The organism is Ruegeria sp. YKSF131, assembly GCF_059612645.1.
In genome coordinates this window covers 80,041-95,772 of the sequence record NZ_JBXWQZ010000003.1, presented here as the reverse complement: position 1 = coordinate 95,772, position 15,732 = coordinate 80,041, and the positions used below count along the sequence as shown (strand labels likewise).

At 56.3% G+C, this 15,732-nt stretch carries 18 protein-coding genes and 1 tRNA gene; 9 read left to right on the top strand and 10 right to left on the bottom strand.

From position 1 onward, the window contains the following. The first annotated feature begins 12 nt into the window (after window positions 1-12). Genes AC2FLZ_RS02330 through AC2FLZ_RS02320 form a run of 3 tightly spaced genes read left to right on the top strand, consistent with a single transcriptional unit; the run spans window position 13 to window position 2,815 of the window. A complete protein-coding gene (locus tag AC2FLZ_RS02330) occupies window positions 13-705 on the top strand; it encodes a response regulator (RefSeq protein WP_480487262.1) in 693 nt (230 codons plus the stop codon). Then, window positions 690-2,222, top strand: coding sequence for a sensor histidine kinase (locus AC2FLZ_RS02325; RefSeq protein WP_480473975.1), 1,533 nt, complete (start codon window positions 690-692; stop codon window positions 2,220-2,222). The genes AC2FLZ_RS02330 and AC2FLZ_RS02325 overlap by 16 nt, the downstream gene beginning before the upstream one ends. A 41-nt stretch (window positions 2,223-2,263) precedes the next feature. Further along, window positions 2,264-2,815, top strand: a complete 552-nt coding sequence (locus AC2FLZ_RS02320) for a VOC family protein (protein ID WP_209505961.1) — start codon at window positions 2,264-2,266, stop codon at window positions 2,813-2,815. A gap of 114 nt (window positions 2,816-2,929) precedes the next feature. Here AC2FLZ_RS02320 and AC2FLZ_RS02315 read toward each other — a convergent pair whose 3' ends face one another. Next, window positions 2,930-3,427, bottom strand: coding sequence for a hypothetical protein (locus tag AC2FLZ_RS02315; RefSeq protein WP_496715117.1), 498 nt, complete (start codon window positions 3,425-3,427; stop codon window positions 2,930-2,932). A gap of 290 nt (window positions 3,428-3,717) precedes the next feature. Here AC2FLZ_RS02315 and AC2FLZ_RS02310 point away from each other — a divergent pair, with 290 nt between their 5' ends. Continuing rightward, on the top strand, window positions 3,718-5,454 hold the full coding sequence (locus AC2FLZ_RS02310) for a caspase family protein (RefSeq protein WP_496881682.1): 1,737 nt from the start codon (window positions 3,718-3,720) through the stop codon (window positions 5,452-5,454). A gap of 671 nt (window positions 5,455-6,125) precedes the next feature. Here the strand turns inward: AC2FLZ_RS02310 and AC2FLZ_RS02305 are convergent. The 7 genes from AC2FLZ_RS02305 to AC2FLZ_RS02275 all read right to left on the bottom strand — a co-directional run bounded on the left by AC2FLZ_RS02305 (window position 6,126) and on the right by AC2FLZ_RS02275 (window position 10,006). Continuing rightward, complete coding sequence (locus tag AC2FLZ_RS02305; protein WP_496881681.1) at window positions 6,126-6,560, bottom strand: c-type cytochrome; 435 nt, start codon at window positions 6,558-6,560, stop codon at window positions 6,126-6,128. 11 nt (window positions 6,561-6,571) lie between these two features. Further along, the gene (locus AC2FLZ_RS02300; protein WP_496715113.1) at window positions 6,572-7,438 is read right to left on the bottom strand and encodes a CopD family protein; all 867 of its coding nucleotides are present in this window, start codon (window positions 7,436-7,438) and stop codon (window positions 6,572-6,574) included. Between the two features lie 2 nt (window positions 7,439-7,440). Beyond that, window positions 7,441-7,782, bottom strand: coding sequence for a copper resistance CopC family protein (locus AC2FLZ_RS02295; protein ID WP_480494746.1), 342 nt, complete (start codon window positions 7,780-7,782; stop codon window positions 7,441-7,443). Between the two features lie 10 nt (window positions 7,783-7,792). Beyond that, window positions 7,793-8,224 (bottom strand): c-type cytochrome, encoded by a 432-nt coding sequence (locus AC2FLZ_RS02290; RefSeq protein ID WP_480473968.1) that lies wholly within the window; start codon window positions 8,222-8,224, stop codon window positions 7,793-7,795. A gap of 96 nt (window positions 8,225-8,320) precedes the next feature. Next, window positions 8,321-8,662, bottom strand: coding sequence for a hypothetical protein (locus tag AC2FLZ_RS02285; protein WP_480473967.1), 342 nt, complete (start codon window positions 8,660-8,662; stop codon window positions 8,321-8,323). 797 nt (window positions 8,663-9,459) lie between these two features. Further along, window positions 9,460-9,535, bottom strand: a tRNA-Ala gene (locus tag AC2FLZ_RS02280). A gap of 144 nt (window positions 9,536-9,679) precedes the next feature. Next, entirely contained in the window at window positions 9,680-10,006 is a 327-nt protein-coding gene (locus AC2FLZ_RS02275) for a TIGR02300 family protein (RefSeq protein ID WP_480473966.1), read from the bottom strand. A 100-nt stretch (window positions 10,007-10,106) separates the two neighbouring features. On the opposite strand from AC2FLZ_RS02275, the gene AC2FLZ_RS02270 reads away from it, so the two are divergent. From AC2FLZ_RS02270 to AC2FLZ_RS02260, 3 genes are all read left to right on the top strand, one after another. After that, the gene (locus AC2FLZ_RS02270; RefSeq protein ID WP_496881680.1) at window positions 10,107-10,802 is read left to right on the top strand and encodes a M48 family metallopeptidase; all 696 of its coding nucleotides are present in this window, start codon (window positions 10,107-10,109) and stop codon (window positions 10,800-10,802) included. Window positions 10,803-10,832: 30 nt separating this feature from the next. After that, window positions 10,833-11,480, top strand: a complete 648-nt coding sequence (locus AC2FLZ_RS02265) for a GntR family transcriptional regulator (protein ID WP_480473964.1) — start codon at window positions 10,833-10,835, stop codon at window positions 11,478-11,480. A gap of 113 nt (window positions 11,481-11,593) precedes the next feature. Then, window positions 11,594-12,724: a lytic murein transglycosylase gene (locus AC2FLZ_RS02260; RefSeq protein WP_496881679.1), complete on the top strand. Its 1,131-nt coding sequence runs from the start codon at window positions 11,594-11,596 to the stop codon at window positions 12,722-12,724. A 3-nt stretch (window positions 12,725-12,727) separates the two neighbouring features. On the opposite strand, the gene AC2FLZ_RS02255 is transcribed toward AC2FLZ_RS02260, so the two are convergent. Continuing rightward, entirely contained in the window at window positions 12,728-13,690 is a 963-nt protein-coding gene (locus AC2FLZ_RS02255; RefSeq protein WP_496881678.1) for an acetyl-CoA carboxylase carboxyltransferase subunit alpha, read from the bottom strand. A gap of 185 nt (window positions 13,691-13,875) precedes the next feature. Next, window positions 13,876-14,472, bottom strand: coding sequence for a LysE family translocator (locus tag AC2FLZ_RS02250; protein ID WP_496881677.1), 597 nt, complete (start codon window positions 14,470-14,472; stop codon window positions 13,876-13,878). Window positions 14,473-14,545: 73 nt separating this feature from the next. Here AC2FLZ_RS02250 and AC2FLZ_RS02245 point away from each other — a divergent pair, with 73 nt between their 5' ends. Both AC2FLZ_RS02245 and AC2FLZ_RS02240 read left to right on the top strand, forming a co-directional pair. Beyond that, complete coding sequence (locus tag AC2FLZ_RS02245; RefSeq protein ID WP_496881676.1) at window positions 14,546-14,998, top strand: Lrp/AsnC family transcriptional regulator; 453 nt, start codon at window positions 14,546-14,548, stop codon at window positions 14,996-14,998. Window positions 14,999-15,117: 119 nt separating this feature from the next. Continuing rightward, window positions 15,118-15,696, top strand: a complete 579-nt coding sequence (locus AC2FLZ_RS02240; protein ID WP_480473959.1) for a PA14 domain-containing protein — start codon at window positions 15,118-15,120, stop codon at window positions 15,694-15,696. The last annotated feature ends 36 nt before the right edge of the window (window positions 15,697-15,732 follow it).

Genomic DNA, 15,732 nt, shown 5'->3' with positions numbered 1-15,732 from the left:
GGACCCCATTTGATGCCTGCACGCATTCTTGTTGTCGACGATGATCCGGATATCCTTGAGGTAACAAGGTTCGCGATTGAAAAGGCAGGCTATGCGCCACTTCTGGCCAGTGACGGCCTGACCGCGCTTGATACAAACCGCCAGGAAAGCCCCGACCTGATCGTGTTGGATATCGGGCTGCCCGAAAAGGATGGTCTGGAAGTATGCAGGGACATCCGCAAATCCTCGGACGTGCCGATCCTGTTCCTGACCGCCCGCGATGACGAGGTCGACCGTATCGTTGGGCTGGAGCTGGGCGCCGATGATTATCTGACGAAACCCTTTTCCCCACGCGAATTGGTGGCCCGGATCAAGGCCATCCTGAAACGCAGCGCGCCGACACCTGCCCAGCCCGACCCGGTGTTGTCGCAAGGCAGCCTGCACCTGGATGCAGAGCGGCACCTGTGCAGGTTCGCTTCAACCCCTGTGACGCTGACCGGATCGGAATTTCGGCTGCTGGCAACTCTGATGGCCCGTCCCGACCGCGTTCTGTCCAGGGCGCAGCTGATCGATGCGCTTTACGGCTATAACATCCACGTCTCGGACCGCACCATTGACAGCCATATACGCAATGTCCGTGCCAAACTTGCCCAGGCCGGCTGTGCCGAGGGGATCGTGACCATTCACGGTGTCGGCCTCAGGATGGGTGCATGCACGCCCGGCTGAACCGTAAATGGCGCCCCAGATTGTGGACCATCGTTCTGCTGGTGCTGGGCATTGTCCTGTGCTTGCCCTTTGCCGGGCTGGTCCTGTTCCGCTTTTATGATAGTCAACTGGTGCAACAGACCGAAGAAAGCCTGCTGACACAGGCTGCGGTTATGTCAGCGGCGTATGCCGAGCTTTATGCAGATGCAGCCGGGATCAAGCCGCCCCGCCCGAGTGCAATCTCAACCGAGCACGCGGTGTTCCCATCACTGTCGGTCAATCGCGAAACGGTTCTGCCACCGCGCCCGGACGCGCGGCCCGCAACCGTCCGACCCGGTTCGGTTTATCAGGCCATCGCCGCCCCGCTAAGCCGCATCGCCAACGCCGCCCAAGCGCAAACCCTTGCGGGTTACCGGATGCTGGATGTCGATGGGAACGTGTTTGCCGGAACCGCGGAAATCGGGCAGAAGCTGGGCCATGTTGACGAGGTTCGCGAGGCCCTTTCAGGGAAAACCGTCTCGGTCGCGCGCACCCGCGTGCGCGAGGACGCAACGCCTGCGCTTTATACCCTCAGCCGCGGTGCCCGCGTGCGCGTTTTCGTGGCGATGCCAGTGTACGTGGATCAGACCTTGATCGGGGCGGTTTACCTGAGCCGCACCCCGAACCATATTTTCCGCTTTCTGTACGGCGAACGTTTCAACCTTGCCAAGGCCGCGGCATTTGTCGCTTTGTCTGCGGCGCTTATCGGGTACGTATTCTGGCGGTTCATCACCCGGCCGATCCACCTGTTGATCCAGCGCAGCCAGATGGCGGGCCACGGTGGTCAGGCATGGGAACCACCAGACCAGCTTGGCACGCGGGAAATCGCGGATCTGAGCCATAGTTTTCAATCGCTGACGGAACGCTTGCAGGACAAGCAGGACGGATTGAAAACGTACACCGCCCATGTCACCCACGAGCTGAAGTCACCCCTCACCGCCCTGAAAGGCGCGGCAGAGCTGCTGCGCGACGACGATTTGCCATCTGCGCAGAAACACCGCCTGCTGGACACTGTAGAAAAGGGCGGAAAGCGGATGGAGGATCTGCTGGCCAACATGCGCGCCTTCAGCCTGGCCGATCAGAGTGCCATCAACGGTACATGCTGTCTGAACGACATCACTGATCAGGTCGTCCAGACGTTCCCGGCGCTTGCCATCAAGGCTGAAAACGATAACTTGCCCTTGCCCGTCGCGGCACCCACCCTGCACATCATACTGACACATATGCTCGAGAACGCTCAGCAACACGGCGCGCAGAATGCCGTGCTGACAGCCTATCAGAACGACGGTGTCATCAGTCTAAAAATTGCGGATAATGGCGCCGGTATCAGTGAAGGGAACAAGGACAAGATTTTGCAGCCCTTCTTTACGACAAAAAGAGAGGCCGGTGGCACAGGTATGGGCCTGAATATTGTCAAAGCGACCATGGAAGCAATTGGTGGGCAACTCAGTGTTGTACCAAGCAATCAAGGCGCTTGTTTTCTTCTCACCTTCAACTAGCCGGGCGAGGTGAGAACTCATCAAACGGGAGGAAACTCAACATGCGCAAATTGCAGGCACAGGGCATTCACCACATCACCCTGACTGGTGCAGACCGGCAAACGTCAATAGACTTCTGGGAGGGTCTTCTCGGGTTTTCGCTTATCTTCGATCAACCAAACCTGGACGATCATTCACAGGGTCACTTGTACTTTGCCGCTGGTAACGGCCAGACGATCACGGTGTTCACCAATGAAGATCGAAAACCGTCCGGCAGTTTGCTCAGGGATCAGGTTGGCGCGGTTCATCATCTGGCCTTCGCGGTGTCACGCTCGGTTCTCATGCAGGTCGAGGAACGGCTTGACGAGAGGGGTATCAAGCACACGCCAATCAAAGACCGGGGCTTCATGAACTCGATCTATTTCCACGATCCGTTGGGTTTGAGGATCGAGCTTGCGAGTTACCGCTTTGAGCCGCCTGAAGGTGCGACTCATGGTGACGTTCTGGCCGAAGCGCACAGGCTGCGCGTTGAACGTGGTGATCTTGCGATTGCCGACGTCCACCTTGCCGATGCGATCGAGAATATCGTCTCGGAGCGTACTCCAAGAATGTAGCCCACATGTCGTTTAACCTGAGCGGTGGGCATCGCGATCCCCAACAAAATCGAAACCGGCAAAGTCGATTGATCGATCCAATGCCCCTTTACGGGTCTTCTTTATGCAAAAAACCTAATCGGGAAGCGTGGCCACCGTGAGTGACCGCAGGAATTCGCCAATATCAGACACCTCTTGTCGGCTCACTGCGCGATTGATGAGCATGTCCGTGTTCCGCCCTGGAACTGTGTCTTCAGCGCTCGCGGCCACAATGTGGATGTCTGCCAAAGGATCATCGCTCAGGGTGCGTCCCAACTGAGAAACGGCCATAACTCTGATCGCCTCTTCCAGATCGCTTACCGAGCCATTGTGGAAATAGGGCGCGGTCAGCGCGACATTGCGCAGGCAGGGCACGCGAAACCGGACGGGACGCTCCTCAAGAAGCAGATCGTATTTTACCAGATAGGGATTGCCGTCCCGAAACACCGGGAATATTCGGTAAGTCCCAAGTGGCTTTTCAGTGCCCGCTGTGGAGAGCGCGGCATCGATATGGCAGTTTCGGCAGCCGATCTTGTCGAAAAGCACGAGGCCGCGCAAATCTGCTTGTAACAGCGCCGCATCCTCGCCTTTCACAAAGCGATCATAGGGCGTATCGGGCGTGACAAGCGTGCGTTAGTAAGCCGCGATCGTGCGGGTGATATTGCGGAGAACCAGAAATCCTCCGTTGCTCAAACCCCTAAATCTGTCCGGTGGGTGCTGACGTCACACAAGGCCCAAGTGAAGCAGTTGGTTTGACAACAACGTCGCCCATAAACTCCATTTATGCTATATTAGGTCCGGTTTCAGTGGACGATTTTGCCATGTTAACGCGCCAATTGCACCAATGCTTCTTTGGATCGTGGATATATCTGAGCTTCGTTTTGATGTTCGGACTGAACGCAGCACTTGCGGAAACGCCTCATGCAAAACGTGTGGCTTTGGTAATTGGAAATGCACGATATGAGCATGTGTCAAACATCCCAAACTCAGCCAATGACGCCCAGGATATTTCTGCCGCCCTCAAGAGGATCGGCTTTCATGTCACAGCAAAACAAAACCTCGACTACCGCGAAATGCGCCTGACCTTAAGAGACTTCTCTGAGGATGTAGTCGATGCGGATATGGTATTAGTCTATTTTGCAGGTCACGGGATCGAAATCGACAACACAAACTACCTGATACCGACCAATGCCGAACTCAGGAGTGACAAGGACGTAGAATTCGAGGCAATCCGTCTGGATACGGTGCTCAACGCCGTTTCGACCGCGAAAGGCTTGAAGCTGGTCATAGTGGATGCGTGTCGGAACAACCCGTTCGTGAGCGATATGGTTCGAACCACTGCAACCCGATCAATTGGTCAAGGGTTAGGCCGCATCGATCCCAGTGGGGTTCTTGTCGGGTATTCAGCGCGAGGCGGGACTTTGGCGCTGGATGGTGACGGTCGCAACAGCCCGTATGCAGAGGCCTTTCTTGAACATATCGAGGTACCCGGGTTGGAGCTTGGGAAGATGTTCCGGAAGGTGCGGGATACAGTTTACGAACTTACAGATGGGTATCAGGAGCCATTCACCTATGGGTCTCTGCCCGGTCATGACATTTTCCTTGTCCCAGCAGCACTCAAAGAGCCAATCAAAAGTGACGATGCCACTGCAGATGCTGCCAATGTCGTTCGCCCTGTCGATGAGCGCGAGCGGTCGGCGCAACGTGTTCTGGGCGAGGCCATGCAGCTGGAAGACGAAAGCGCGAAGCAGGGCGCTTTAAAGCTGATCGCGCAGCTGTATCCAGACACCCGCGCGGGGCAATATTCTCAACAGGTTACGGATGTGGTCGGACACACAAATCGGAAGATTGCCACACTCGTCACGCCGAAAACGACGATTTCACCCCCTGGAACCGAAAGCCGCCTAGACGCGCCTGCACCGTTGCCACGCTCGAATTCGGACATCGAGGCCAGTCTGAATCTGAACCGAAACGAATACCGGAGCATTCAACGCGGCCTGAACGCGCTTGGGTTTTCAGTTGGATCAGTGGATGGGATCTTCGGGCCTCGGTCCCGTGAAGCTCTGAAAGAGTTTCAGAGGCAAAATGGCGCAGAAAGAACCGGATACCTCACAGCACAAAGCTACGCCTTTCTGAAAAATGTAGCAAAACCAGAACCATCCGCGCAAAGCGACCAACAAGCAGACCCTCAGATACTGGTGGCCGTACCCAAGTCGCCCCCAAACGAGAACGCCCAAACCGCCTTCTATGGTGACTATGTCATCGAATTCAAAAGACGACCGGACCCACGTTACAATGGCGGCGAACTTGCCAACGAAAAGCCTAAAACAATGCTGCGAGTGGTGTACCGCAAATCGGCCGCCGGGTTTCAACTTATTAGTGCTCAAGACAATACTGGAACCGGTGCGTCGCGTCCGCAAAAGTTTCGCGCATCGCTGTCTGACAACGGAAAACTGCGGATCTCAGGAAACGTGGGATACCTGTTTGGAAAAACCCGAGTTGTACCATTCTCGGTCACTCAGAGTTTTTCGAAGGAATTTACCAGTGGCAAAACCGTGCATTCCAATCAGGGTCGGTTTGATGCTGCATTTTTCTTTGATATGACAATTACACGGCGCTGAGTGAAGTCGGAATGGGTGTAGCGCGGCCCAGCAGACAGGCTCGCTTGCCCAAGCGCATCCGCGTTCGCCACGTGGCGGATCAGCAGGAACAGGCGCTTTCGGCAACTGATCTGCGTATCTGCGCTGATTGTCACAAAAAGAAGTCAGGGTCATTCCAACGGGTTTGGATGCCAATGTAGGAAGTGAAGTGCTCATGCACCTTTGTGCGGAGTTCGCCGTGGTTCGTGCCCGATGCTTCTATGTGCCTTGCTATTGTGTCACCGCACACTGCAAGACGCCGTGCCAGAGTACCAGTCTCATTAGGGCATCTAGTACGCAATGAAACACGAAGGTTCTACGCGGGGTGTTTAGTCTGGTGCGGTGTTTTGGTGCCGCGTCGGGTAGGGGCCAACGAAAGTAGTAGATGCCGTGTCGGGACAGTGAGAGATACGCATGCAGCTTCATTTTGCGTCACACTTGTGTGTCACGCCGCTCTATTGCTTGCTAACTGGTTGTATTGTTAGGTTTTGGCGGAGCCTGGGGGAAACGCTGCCGAACGCCTAATGCCCTGATAGTAAACACTATTGTAGTGTGCTGGTTTACAGAGTGTCTCACCTTAGTGTCACACTTAGAAGCACTCAACCTGCTACGTTGAACTGTGTATACCCAAACCGACACCAGACTACTGCCCTTTACTGATGAGGAAGGTTGCGACTAGCCTGCATTTGCTGAACATCGTCAGGCCAAGTGGAGCGTATGTAAGCCAGCACGTCCCATATGTCGTCGTTAGTCAGGGTGCCCTCAAAGCCCGGCATGCCGCTGTTGAAGTCTTTAATACCGCGTGCTGCCAATGCGTCTGCCCCACCTAGTTTGGTATACTCGAACAGTAGCTGGTTATCATGGTGCCATGTGTGCCCTGTCACGTCATGTGGTGGGGCGGGTAACACTCCGTCATCGCCGGGTGTCTGCCAGTCGGGTAGGCCTTCCAGATTAACTCCATGGCACGAGGCACAGTACTCTGCGTAGAGTTTTTGCCCATTCGCGAGGTCCCGGTCTAACAACTCATGATCTGCAGCGACGCTAGTACCAATACTGCATATAGCGAGTGCATACAGGTGTTTGTTCATCTCTACCTACCTTAACTCGGAAGCGTTAGTACGCTGGTGAGTGTCGCCGTTGTCGCCAGAACCGCAAATACGACTATTGCCTCAACCTCGATAGATCGGGCGAGGCGTTGCGCTGCTTTAGCCTCTCCGCTTTGTAAGGCCGGAACAAATCGGAGCTTGTTGGCAGCGGCGAGGATCAACAACAGCGCCACAAGGAACACTTTGAGCAACAGAGTCTGACCGTAGCTAGTGAACAAGAGCCCTTGGAGATTGCCAACAAACAACCAAGCCATCCAGAGACCCGCCGCGACCAGCGTTGGCACAATCAGTGCAGCAGCTTGTCCGAACCTGTGCCCTAGTTCAGCAGCATCTGTCAGGTGTTCAGGCATGAGAGCCATACCCCGCAGCGGGCTAAAGATACCCACCCAAAAGGCTACACATAGAAGATGCAACAGGAGCAAGAGTTGGACACCAAAACTCTCCAGTTCCGGCACATGTCCGATCTGTGCAAAGGACCACATGGCCAATGCGCCACCCAACAGCGCGATCCATAGGCCAAAGCGAGGAACAGACAGTCCCACAAGGATCAACACTGCGCCTGCAAGGCGATAAACAAGTACGTCGCCTACGGATGTTTGCCAAAGCAAGCCAAGCATCTCTGGATCGACCATGCCGTCAACTCCGCCTGTTAAGGCGGCTCCTCGGAGCATGAAGCCAAATACCGTTGCTGCGAGGGAAAGCCACGCCAAGACCATGGCTTGGCGTTTCATCGCAAGGCTTATCGGCGCGACTAGTTCGGAATAGAGGCACTTCACGACGACAAGCCCGGTGGACCCAGCAAAGCCGATGTAGAGCACCAGCTTTGCGAGGATTGCGACAACTCCCCAAATGTCTGGCATGCTCATTCCACGGAAAAGGAAAATTCGCCCTGCATCGCATGGCCGTCTTTACCTAAACCACGCCACTCGATGACATAGGTGCCGGTTCCATTGCCCGGCAATGGGATCGTGAACACCTGACGGAAACTTGTTTGGTCCCCCAAATCCAAGCGTATCGCCGCTTGCTCTTCATGGGCCATCTCAATCCGTGTCAACCGGATGTCCTTGGTGAAGCTGAGGCCAATTTCGGCGGGCACAGAGGTTACAGTAGCCCCGTTGGCAGGTGTCGTTTCTTCGGCCTTGGAATGCGCCAGTACCCCGCTGGGAATAGCAGCCATGATTGCGAGCGTTATGATCTTCTTCATGGTTCTGTCCTCAATTTATTCCATTAGCACGCTGGATTTCACGAATGTACGCGATCACCATGGCAACGTCGCCTCGCGTCAATCCTTCGACCGGCGGCATGTCACCAAACTGCCAATGATGGCTTCTTACACCTTGTGAAACCGCCCTCTGAAAGGCTTCGTCAGCGTGGTGGCTGGGCTCGTATATCTTGTGGATCAGAGGCGGTCCTGCGCCTTCTACTCCGACCGCGTTGACGCCGTGGCAAGTAGCGCAGGAGACATCAAAGACACGCTGACCGATTACAGCATTGCCCTCAATTGACGGCATCTGAATTGCGACCATAGCATCGCCTTCAAGTGCCTCCTGCGGCGTAGTCTCTTCGATTGAACCGGGCCGAAGGGTTATGAAAGCGGCGACGGCAGCGACGGTGCATACGCCGACTAGTAAGTAACTTTTTTTCATGGATTGGTCCTGACATTTTGGAAGCTTATAGTGCTGCGGTTCATTGCGAACAGCGGCACGCGCAGGTCGCAGATGTTCGCAAGGATTTACGCTGCTTCAAAGGTCAGGGGGCTTGTATGGGTTATCCGGTTCAATCGGCTTGGCTTGAGTTCCAATCTGAAACTCTGGATCAATTTCACGTTGATCCTGCGCGGCTTCTCCGTTCTGGGCGAGCAAAACAATGGCTTGGCAGATAGAGGGATTACACTCGCCGGTTCCTGAACTGTCCGGGTCATGGTGGCTGTTTGGGGACGACTTATCGATGCTATTTTTAGCCACGGAAGCGTGTTCTGTTGATTGCATGTGGCTTTCACAGTGAAGGCCGATGCAGCCATCTGATAGCGCATGAACAACGGTGCCAAAACCGGTCAGGGTGACCAGAACGCTGACTAGTAGCACAATTGAGTATCGTCGGATGACCATGGTTCAGGACGCTACTGCAGCAGACCAAGCATGACAACGCCATCACGTTTATAATTATGGATTGTGACCAACTTAATTTCGAGCTTTTTGGGCCCGCCTCCTCGTAGCTAGCAACATGAGAAGGTCCTTCGTACTAAACCCCTAACTGCAGTGATGTGGACGACGTTGCAGTTGAGTGTTGACTTGTGTCAAAGCGTAGGTTGCCAAATTGTTGGTAAGGTGCTTCGCAAATGGGTCAGAGCAACAGCATAAAAGCAACCCGGAGAACGGTGGCGTTTTTGGCTATACTTATAGCTATGGCCGCATGCACGGACAGGCATCACCACGGTGACTGGCACGGCCATGGTGCAGAGGGATGCTATGGACCTCACCATGACGCTATCGGCGAAGCTCGTTGTGGGGCGTTTGAGTAAGCTACTTTGCAAGGACGCACTCGCAAACAACCAGTCTAGCCAGTTTATGTTTGTTGATCACGAGGCCGCTGTTGATAGTGAACAGCCTCATCTGACTAGTCCAGTTTGATTGTTAGTGCATCGTCGGCCTCTGATCCTTTGGAATGATGGTTTCCGGGGCTGGTGGGCGATAGCCCAATGCACTGTCCGATGTGTGGTGCTTGGTCCAGTGTGGGGTTTTGGTCTTGTGTCGGGCAGGGGCCAACGGAAGTAATATATGCCGTGTCTAGACAGTGAGAGGTACGCATGCAGCTTCATTTTGTGTCACACCTGTGTGTCACACCGCTCTAATGCTTGCTATCTAGTTGTTCTGTTAGGTTTTGGTGGAGCCTAGGGGAGTCGAACCCCTGACCTCTTGCATGCCATGCAAGCGCTCTCCCAACTGAGCTAAGGCCCCATCATTGTACCATCGGTATGGTGGACGGACGTTTAGGAGACAGCGGCTGCGAGTGCAAGTCCAAAATTGGAATTGGACGCGAATTTCCGTCCGGGCTGTCCCTCTCAAGTAAAAGGCGATCCCAGGGGATCGCCTTTTACTTGATCAGTTGTCGTCGTCTGACGTCATGTCGGTGATGTCGTCCAGTGAAACGTCATCACTGTCGTCATCATCGTCGTCCAGCAGATCGTCATCCAAATCCACGTCGACGCTATCATCATCGTCCAGAACCAGATCGTCATCCGCCGTGTTTTCACGTGCTTTGACCGAAGCCGCGTCTTCCGCATCCGCCGCGATCATGCGGCTTTTGACTGTTTCAAGCTCCACAATCTCGCCAGTGTAGGGGCTGATGATGGGGTCTTTATTCAGGTCGTAAAACCGCTTACCAGTTGTCGGGCAAACACGCTTTACGCCCCATTCTTCCTTGGGCATGTCAAATCCCCTTGATATCAGGTGAGTCGTCTAAATGATTCAGCTCACCTGCCACAGGCAGAGGGCACTGTCAAAGTCTTTGCGCAAGAGAGGTCGCGATATGGGAGAGCACGCATTGCCAGGGACACCGCCGGTGCCACTGAGATTGCGCAAATCGGCTCGGGCGCGGCGTATCAGCCTGCGAATCTCCCAGCTGGATGGGCGCGTCACGTTGACTTACCCGAATGGCGTGCCGGAATCCGAGGCCTTGAGCTTTGCGCGCACCAAGGAAGAGTGGATCCGGCAGCATCTTCAGGGTCGGCCCGATATGGCCACCGTGCAGTTTGGGCAAGTGATCCCGATCGAGGGGAAAGCACGCCGAATCGTCCCTGCCACCGGGCGGCGGGTTATGCTGAATGCAGATGAGGTTGCCGTGCCGACAGGGGCCGAGGCCCGCAGACTGGGCCGGTTTCTGAAGGAACTGGCGCGAGACCGGTTGACCGGCGCCTGTGATGATTATGCAGCTATGCTGGGGCGTTCGTACACGACACTCAGCCTGCGTGACACGCGGTCGCGTTGGGGGTCGTGCAGCTCGCATGGCGGGTTGATGTTTTCGTGGCGCCTTATTCTGGCACCTCCTGACGTGTTGCACTATGTCGCGGCGCATGAGGTGGCACATCTTGCCGAGATGAACCACTCGCCTGCCTTCTGGGCGCAGGTTGAAAAGATCTTTGGCCCGTATCAGCCGCCCCGCCGTTGGTTGCGCGACAACGGGGCCGAGTTGCATCGCTACAGATTTGACACAGAGCCGAGTTGACGTGGCGCCTTTTTGTGATCACATGAGCATATGTTGACCGCGCGCCCTTCCGAAACCCAGACCGCAACACATGACCGGGTGTACCGGGCGCTGCGATCCCGGATCATGCATGGTGAGATGGCACCGGGGCAGGCCCTGACCCTGCGGGGCATCGGCAAGGAATTTGGTGTTTCAATGACTCCGGCGCGAGAGGCGGTCCGCCGCCTGGCCGCAGAAGGGGCATTGTTCCTGTCCACATCGGGCCGGGTTTCGACCCCGGAGCTGACGAATGACCGGATTGAGGAACTGGCTGCCTTGCGCGCCTTGCTTGAGGTCGAACTGGCAAGCCGGGCCTTGCCCAGGGCACACATGGCCCTGATCGATAGGTTGCAGAGCATCAACATGACAGTTGCCGAGATGGTGACCAAACGGGATGCGGTTGGCTATATCCGTTCAAACCTGGAATTTCACAGAACCCTGTATCTGCGCGCTCAGGCCCCTGCGATGCTGGCCATTGCTGAAACCGTCTGGCTGCAACTTGGCCCAACGATGCGGGCGCTTTACGGACGTCTCAGGCGCGCAGAGCCGCCACATTATCACAAGCTGATCATTGCGGCGCTCAAGGCCGGGGACGAGCCGGGATTGCGGCTGGCAGTGCGCTCGGATGTGACGCAGGGGCTGCGTTTGCTGGTCAGCTGAGCGGCTTCCTGCCGACATCGTCAAAGCGCCCGTCCAAGGTGTCACTGTTCTGGCCTGTGCAACCCGGCTGGGTTACTCTTGCGGCAAATCACAAACAAGAGCAGACCCAAACCATGATCACTCGCCGGACTTTTTCCATTTGCCTCGGATCAACGCTTTTGGCCGCCTGTACAGGCGGTGCCGCTCCGTCCGGCACGCCTGCAACCCGGATGCGGGCTGTTCCTAATGCCGGGTGGGATGCCTGGGTTGCCGGTTTCAAGGGCAGGGCAGCGTCGCAGGGGATCTCCCGGACAACCGTTGACCGCGCCTTTCAGGGGGCCGGGTATTTGCCCGACGTAATCGAACGCGACCGAAATCAGGTCGAATTCAAGCGCAGCCTCGAAGACTACCTAGCCATCGCGGCCTCGGACGAACGGATCAGCACCGGCCAGCAGATGCTGCGGCAACATAACGGCACCCTGTCGCGGATCGAGGCGCAATATGGCGTGGATAAGGAAATCGTCGTGGCCGTCTGGGGGCTGGAGAGCCGTTACGGCGCGCGCCGCGGTGATGTGCCCGTTGTATCGGCTCTGTCGACGCTTGCTTATGATGGCCGGCGTGGGCAGTTCTTTGAAAGTCAGTTGATCGCGGCGATGAAGATCCTTCAGAACGGCGATACCACGCCTGCCAACATGACCGGCAGTTGGGCCGGGGCGATGGGGCACACGCAGTTCATTCCGACCTCGTATCTTGCCTATGCCGTGGATTTCACCGGCGACGGGCGGCGCGACATTTGGTCAGATGATCCGACAGATGCGCTGGCCTCGACAGCGGCATATCTGGCGCGTGCAGGTTGGGTGCGGGGCCAACCCTGGGGCGGAGAGGCGGGGCGTGTTTCCGGTACTCCGGTGGCCGTGTTGCAGCCGCAAATACCGGGCCCCCGCATCGCCGTGTTCCGCAATTTCCAGGTAATCAAACGCTATAACAACTCGGACAGCTACGCGATCGGTGTCGGTCATCTGGCGGACAGGATCGCGGGCGGGGCGCCGTTTCAGGCCTCCTTCGGGCCGGATGCAAGTGGGCTTACGCTGGACGACCGCAAGGAATTGCAGCGCCGCCTGACATCTGCGGGGTATGACACGCAAGGCGCAGATGGCGTGATCGGAAACAACACCACCACAGCCATCAGCGCTTATCAAAGCGCCAACGGTCTGCCCGTGACAGGTGAGCCTTCGGTTGCGTTGTTGCGCAGGTTGGGTGGCTGACGGTTACGCCGCCAGCCCCTTCGACCCGATATCAAGGAATTTCTGACGGCGGTCCTTTATCAGGGCCGCCCCATCCTTGCCGTCCAGTTCAGTCAACATGGCGGTGATGGCCGCGCGCACCGACTCAACCGTTGCCGGTCGATCGCGATGTGCGCCACCCTTGGGTTCCGGGATGATCCGGTCACATACGCCCAGCTTGTGCAAATCCTGAGCGGTCAAACGCAGCGCCTCGGCCGCTTCACGCATCTTCTCGGCATCTTTCCACAGGATCGATGCGCAGCCTTCCGGCGAGATCACCGAATAGACCGAATGCTCCAACATCGCCACGCGGTTTGCGGTCGCAAACGCCACAGCGCCGCCCGAGCCGCCTTCGCCGATGATGACCGAAACCAGCGGCACGCCGATTTTCAGACACATTTCGGTCGACCGGGCAATCGCCTCGGATTGGCCGCGTTCCTCTGCTCCTTTGCCCGGATAGGCGCCAGCAGTGTCGATCAAGGTAATGACAGGCAGTCCAAAACGCCCGGCCATCTCCATCAGGCGCACGGCCTTGCGATACCCTTCAGGTCGGGCCATCCCGAAATTGCGTTCGATCCGCGACTTGGTATCGCTGCCCTTTTCGTGGCCGATCGCCATCACCGGCTGATCGTTAAAGCGCGCAAGACCACCGATAACGGCGAGATCGTCGGCAAAGTTCCGGTCACCGGCCAGCGGGGTGAACTCGGTGAACAAAGCGTCCACGTAATCCTTGCAATGCGGGCGCTCCGGGTGACGCGCCACCTGGCACTTCCGCCAGGGTGTCAGGTCGCGATAGAGTTCATCCAGCAGCTTGGAGGCTTTGGCATCCAGTGCGGCGGCTTCTTCGGCCACATCCATTTCTTCGTTGGCACGGGCCAGCGCGCGCAGCTCTTCAGCTTTGCCTTCAATTTCGGCCAGCGGTTTTTCGAAATCCAGATACTGGGTCATGACGCCTCATCTGCGTGAAATTTCCTAGCTATATGCCGCCGGCTGGCCTCAGATGCAACTAGATGACACTGAAGCGGCATCGTTCATGTCAAAAGCCGTTGATCAGATTAAGAGATTCTTTCTCTTGCCAGCACATTCCCGACATGCCCAGCAGAACAATCGCTGAAATCGACTTATGGGGAAACTCACTCCGGCCAAAGCACGGGGTAGAGCGAAACCACAAGCAGCACAGCCATTGTCCAGTTGAAGACAACCAATCGGCGCGGGTTTGTCAGCATCCGCGCCATCTGCTGTCCCAGAACGGTCCATGTGCTGACGGACGGTAAGTTGATCGCCCCGAAGACAAACGCAACGATGGCAATCGCATACATCGTCCGATCCGGTGTATAGGCCGTGGTGGCGGTCAGGGCCATGGCCCAGGCTTTTGGGTTAACCCATTGAAACGCTGCGGCTTGCAGGAATGTCATCGGCACTCCAGTCACCTCTGCGCTGCTTGCCGGCGCGGCATGTGCAATCTTCCAGGCCAGATAGAGCAGATAAATCACCGACAGGGTTTTCAGCATCGAATAGCTGACGGGATACCGATCAAAGACCTGCACCAGACCAGATCCGACGAGCAGCACCATGAAGGTAAAGCCAAGCCCAATGCCCAGCATATGCGGAATCGAACGTCGAAAGCCGAAATTTGCCCCCGAAGCCATCAGCATCAGGTTGTTCGGCCCCGGTGTGATCGAGGTTACGAAGGCAAAGGCGATCAGGGCCATCAGGATGTCATAAGTCATGGCGCGAAGTATTGTCCGCTCTGCGGCAAATGAAATTGCTTTTTTGTGCGTGTTTCCTGTAGCTGTGCAATCAATGATGAAAAATGACAGAATAAACCGCCAGATATTGCAGGAGCTGACCCGTGACGGACGGATCAGCAATCTGGATCTGGCTGAGCGTGTGGGCCTTTCCCCTTCGGCCTGCCTGCGCCGCGTGCAAGAGCTTGAAAGGGCCGGGGTGATCACAGGCTATCGCGCAGTTCTGGACCCGACGGCGATGGGTATCGGCTTTGTCGCTTATATTGGTGTAGGGCTGGGCGAGCATACAAAGGCCGCGCAGGAGGGGTTTGAACGCGCGCTCCAACTAGCCCCGGAAGTTGTCGAATGCCACAACATCACGGGAACAATCGAATACCTGCTGCGGGTCGAATGTGCAGACCTGCCGTCTTACAAGACCTTCCATACCGAGGTGTTGGGGACCTTGCCGCATGTCACATCGATCACATCCTATGTGGTTATGGATTCACCCAAGAATTTGCGGGCGTGACGCCTTGAATTGTGAAGGCACACTCTCTTGCAGGGCGAAAACTCACAGCCTAAAGTCATGGAAATGACGTTGCCTTGGGATACGCCCAGCCAGAACGGCACGCAAACAGGGAGATTACGATGAAACGCGTTCGAACAGTGGCGGCCGCAGTTGCCTTGTCAGTGGTTGCCGGGGCCGCCTTGTCTGCCCCGCTGAAACTGCAACCTGCCAACCCGCAGCCTTCTCCGAAGGCGGGGCTGAATGTGAAGTACATTGGCACAGGCAATCAACACAAGAAGATCCGCGATCTGAGTCAGGCAAAAAGCATGCTGTCCAAAGCGCAGCCTGGGCAACCGCTGCAGGGACTGGATTACAGGGACACCAGTCAGGGTGACAATGTCATGACATTCGACGGCGCTTACAATGTTGCTGCCGAGATTACGGGATATATGCGGTTCGACTCGCCTGGGGTTTACGAGTTGGAAACCTGGTCGAATGACGGGATAGAAGCATTCGTCGGAGGCCAAAATATAGGCTATGTCACGGGTATTCAGGGTTGTGAGGCCAACCAGCGGACCGAAGTCGAAGTGCCCAAGGCAGGGTGGTACCCGCTCAAGATCATCTATTTCCAAAAGCTTGGAACATCCTGCCTGATGATGAAGTCGGGTAAAAAGGGCGAAAGGTTCACCTGGACGCCGAATGCTGTTTTTGGGCGGTGATACCAGAACAAAGTTGGAAAAAGGCGCCGGGTCGGG

Excerpts from the sequence above, each read along its gene's own strand:
- AC2FLZ_RS02255 (WP_496881678.1), bottom strand. The coding sequence starts at position 13,690 with ATGACCCAGTATCTGGATTTCGAAAAACCGCTGGCCGAAATTGAAGGC.
- AC2FLZ_RS02310 (WP_496881682.1), top strand. The coding sequence starts at position 3,718 with ATGTTCGGACTGAACGCAGCACTTGCGGAAACGCCTCATGCAAAACGT.
- AC2FLZ_RS02275 (WP_480473966.1), bottom strand. The coding sequence starts at position 10,006 with ATGCCCAAGGAAGAATGGGGCGTAAAGCGTGTTTGCCCGACAACTGGT.
- AC2FLZ_RS02330 (WP_480487262.1), top strand. The coding sequence starts at position 13 with ATGCCTGCACGCATTCTTGTTGTCGACGATGATCCGGATATCCTTGAG.
- AC2FLZ_RS02325 (WP_480473975.1), top strand. The coding sequence starts at position 690 with ATGCACGCCCGGCTGAACCGTAAATGGCGCCCCAGATTGTGGACCATC.
- AC2FLZ_RS02305 (WP_496881681.1), bottom strand. The coding sequence starts at position 6,560 with ATGAACAAACACCTGTATGCACTCGCTATATGCAGTATTGGTACTAGC.
- AC2FLZ_RS02240 (WP_480473959.1), top strand. The coding sequence starts at position 15,118 with ATGAAACGCGTTCGAACAGTGGCGGCCGCAGTTGCCTTGTCAGTGGTT.
- AC2FLZ_RS02270 (WP_496881680.1), top strand. The coding sequence starts at position 10,107 with ATGGGAGAGCACGCATTGCCAGGGACACCGCCGGTGCCACTGAGATTG.
- AC2FLZ_RS02250 (WP_496881677.1), bottom strand. The coding sequence starts at position 14,472 with ATGACTTATGACATCCTGATGGCCCTGATCGCCTTTGCCTTCGTAACC.
- AC2FLZ_RS02300 (WP_496715113.1), bottom strand. The coding sequence starts at position 7,438 with ATGCCAGACATTTGGGGAGTTGTCGCAATCCTCGCAAAGCTGGTGCTC.
- AC2FLZ_RS02245 (WP_496881676.1), top strand. The coding sequence starts at position 14,546 with ATGATGAAAAATGACAGAATAAACCGCCAGATATTGCAGGAGCTGACC.
- AC2FLZ_RS02320 (WP_209505961.1), top strand. The coding sequence starts at position 2,264 with ATGCGCAAATTGCAGGCACAGGGCATTCACCACATCACCCTGACTGGT.
- AC2FLZ_RS02295 (WP_480494746.1), bottom strand. The coding sequence starts at position 7,782 with ATGAAGAAGATCATAACGCTCGCAATCATGGCTGCTATTCCCAGCGGG.
- AC2FLZ_RS02265 (WP_480473964.1), top strand. The coding sequence starts at position 10,833 with ATGTTGACCGCGCGCCCTTCCGAAACCCAGACCGCAACACATGACCGG.
- AC2FLZ_RS02290 (WP_480473968.1), bottom strand. The coding sequence starts at position 8,224 with ATGAAAAAAAGTTACTTACTAGTCGGCGTATGCACCGTCGCTGCCGTC.
- AC2FLZ_RS02260 (WP_496881679.1), top strand. The coding sequence starts at position 11,594 with ATGATCACTCGCCGGACTTTTTCCATTTGCCTCGGATCAACGCTTTTG.